At 72.6% G+C, this 2,838-nt stretch carries 3 protein-coding genes; 2 read left to right on the plus strand and 1 reads right to left on the minus strand.

Annotated elements, in window-relative coordinates; genetic code table 11:
• The coding region (locus tag AB7U92_RS25230; RefSeq protein WP_428583313.1) for a TonB-dependent receptor at positions 1–1,784 on the plus strand (1,784 nt) is incomplete at its 5' end.
• A 22-nt stretch (positions 1,785–1,806) separates the two neighbouring features.
• On the opposite strand, the gene pdxH is transcribed toward AB7U92_RS25230, so the two are convergent.
• Complete coding sequence (gene pdxH / locus AB7U92_RS25235) at positions 1,807–2,454, minus strand: pyridoxamine 5'-phosphate oxidase (RefSeq protein WP_428583315.1); 648 nt, start codon at positions 2,452–2,454, stop codon at positions 1,807–1,809.
• A 201-nt stretch (positions 2,455–2,655) separates the two neighbouring features.
• Between pdxH and AB7U92_RS25240 the strand changes: the two genes are divergently transcribed.
• Positions 2,656–2,838: NTP transferase domain-containing protein (locus tag AB7U92_RS25240; RefSeq protein ID WP_428583317.1), on the plus strand; the 183-nt coding region annotated here is incomplete at its 3' end.

Below are 2,838 nucleotides of genomic sequence, written 5' to 3' on the forward strand. Positions count from 1 at the left end.
CCAACGCCAACCGGCCGGTGATCCGCGGCCTGGACGGCGACCGCGTGCGCATGCTGGCCAACGCCGGCAACTCGTTCGACGCCTCGGCGCTGAGCTACGACCATTCGGTGCCGATCGACCCGCTGGTGGTCGAGCGCATCGAGGTGCTGCGCGGCCCGGCCGCACTGCTGTACGGCGGCAGCGCGATCGGCGGCGTGGTCAATGCGATCGACAACCGCATTCCCAAGGCACCGGTGACGGCGCTGGGGGGCGCGGCGGAGGTCCGCTTCGGCGGTGCGCAGCGCGAGCGCGGCGCGGCGGCCCTGGTGGAAACCGGCAACGGCCGCTGGGCGCTGCACGCCGACGCGTTCGGCCGCGAGACCGACAACCTGCGCGTGCCGCGCTTCGTGCCGCTGGAGGACGGTGCGCCGCTGGAGGAGACGCGCGAGGTGCGCAACTCCGCCTCGCGCGCCAAGGGCGGGGCGCTCGGCGCTTCGTTCACCCACGACAGCGGGCACGTCGGCATCGCGGTCGACCGCTACGACAGCCGCTACGGGATCGTGGCCGAGCCCGACGTGATCATCCGCATGCAGCGCGACCACCTCGCGCTGGACGGCGAGTGGCGGATGCCCGACAGCCCGCTGCGCAGCGTGCGCGCCCGGATCGGCCGCACGGTCTACGAGCACCGCGAGATCGAGGGCAGCGGCGAGGTGGGCACGGTGTTCTCCACCCGCGGCAACGAAGCGCGCGTGGAGGCCGAGCACGCACCGCTGGGCCCGCTGCGCGGCGCCTTCGGCGCGCAGTGGGAGGACAGCGACTTCTCGGCGCTGGGCGAGGAGGCCTTCGTGCCGTCGACGACGACGCGCAAGCAGGGCCTGTTCGTGCTCGAGGAAGCCGCCTGGCCGCTGGGCACGCTCAGCGGCGGCGCGCGCCTGGAGCGTGCGCGGGTCGCCTCCGCGGGCGATGCCGACCCGGCGGCCGGGCAGTTCGGCCCGGCTCAGCAGCGCAGCTTCTCGCTGCGCAGCGCGTCGCTGGCCAACCTGTGGAAGTTCGCGCCGGGCTGGAGCCTGGCCACCACGCTGGCGAGCACCGAGCGGGCGCCGACCTCGTTCGAGCTCTATGCCAACGGCGTGCATGCCGCCACCGGGGCGTACGAACGCGGCGATCCGACGCTGGGCGTCGAACGCGGCCGCAACCTCGACGTCGCGCTGCGCTGGGCGCAGGGCGACAGCGAACTGCGCATCGGCGCCTTCGAGTCGCGCTTCTCGCGCTTCATCACGCTGGCGGCCACCGGCGTGGACATCGACGTGGTCGACGAGGACGGCAACGTCGAGAGCGTGCCGGAGTACGTGTTCCGTGCGGCGCGCGCGCGGCTGCGCGGCGTCGAGGTGCAGGGCCGGCACCGCGTGGGCCTGGGCGAGTGGGCGCTGGACCTGCAGGCGCAGCTCGACCTCGTGCGCGGCGACGACCTCGACCGCAGCGAGCCGCTGCCGCGGCTGGCGCCGGCTCGGCTGCGCCTGGGCATCGATGCGACGCATGGCCCGTGGTGGCTGTCGGCCTCGCTCGAGCATGCGCAGCGCCAGAGCCGCGTTCCTGCCACCGACACCGTCACGGCCGGCTACACGCTGCTCGACCTGGCCGCCGCGCGGCGCTTCGAGTGGGGCGGACACGATGCGCTGGCCTTCGTGAAGCTGGCCAACGTCGGCGACGTGCTCGCCCGCAGCGCCACCAGCATCGCGTCGGTGCGTGACCTCGCGCCGTTGCCGGGCCGCGCCCTCAAGGCGGGGCTGCGCGTGAGCTTCTGACGCCAGACCGGGTGCGGGTCGCTCAGGGCGCCAGGCGTTCGCGCACCCACTGTCCGGCCTCGAGCCGGTAGCGCAGGCGGTCGTGCAGGCGCGACTTGCGGCCCTGCCAGAACTCCCAGCGGTCGGGCACGAGGCGGAAGCCGCCCCAGTGCGGCGGCCGTGGCGGCTGCAGCAGGAACTGCGCGCCGTAGCGCGCCGCGTTGGCCACCAGCACGGCGCGCGACTCGATCACCTGGCTCTGCTGCGAGGCCCAGGCGCCGATGCGCGAATCGAGCGGCCGCGACTGGAAGTAGGCGTCGCTCTCCTCGGCACTGACCTTCTCGACCCGCCCCTCGATGCGCACCACGCGCTCGAGCTCGACCCAGTGGAACTGCAGCGCGGCGAACGGGTTGCCGGCGAGCTCGCGGCCCTTGCGGCTGTCGTAGTTGGTGTACCAGACGATGCCGCGCGCGTCGTAGCCCTTGATCAGCACCACGCGCGTGGAGGGCCGCCCGTCGGCGGCAACGGTGGCCACCGTCATCGCGTTGGGCTCGGGCAGTTCGGCGCTGAGCGCCTGCTGGAACCAGTGCTCGAACTGGCGCAGCGGGTCGGCCGCGCTGGCGGTCTCGTCGAGCTCGTCACGCTCGTAGCTCTTGCGAAGGTTGGCGATCTCTCGGCTCTTGTCACTCATGATCCGGCTCGTCGGCGGTGCAGGAGCACCATGCTAGGGCTAACCCACCTGACAGGTCTGGTTGGGCAATTCTGCTTACGGGGAAGGCCTTAGGTGAACGTCCCACTACCTGGGAGTGGGTTGCGAACCCATTCTTGTCCGTAACGCGCGGGCAGTTCCTGCCGAGGCGCAAGTGCAATCCACAACAAGAGGGGTGGCGCGATGAAGGCGCAGCCGGCGGTGATCGTGTTGGCAGCAGGGCGGGGCAGTCGCTTCCTGGGCGCCGACCACAAGCTGGCGCAGCGATTGGGCAGTGCCACCGTGCTGGCCACGACGCTGCGCCACGCCGTGGCCACGCAACTGCCCGTGGTGGTCGTCACCACCGAGGCCTTCGCCGAGGTGGCG

Origin of the sequence: Piscinibacter sp., assembly GCF_050175855.1 — a bacterium.
Lineage (GTDB): Bacteria > Pseudomonadota > Gammaproteobacteria > Burkholderiales > Burkholderiaceae_C > Piscinibacter.

What these genes read in the sequence shown, in the direction of transcription:
- pdxH (WP_428583315.1), bottom strand. Translation starts at nt 2,454, where the DNA reads ATGAGTGACAAGAGCCGAGAGATCGCCAACCTTCGCAAGAGCTACGAG.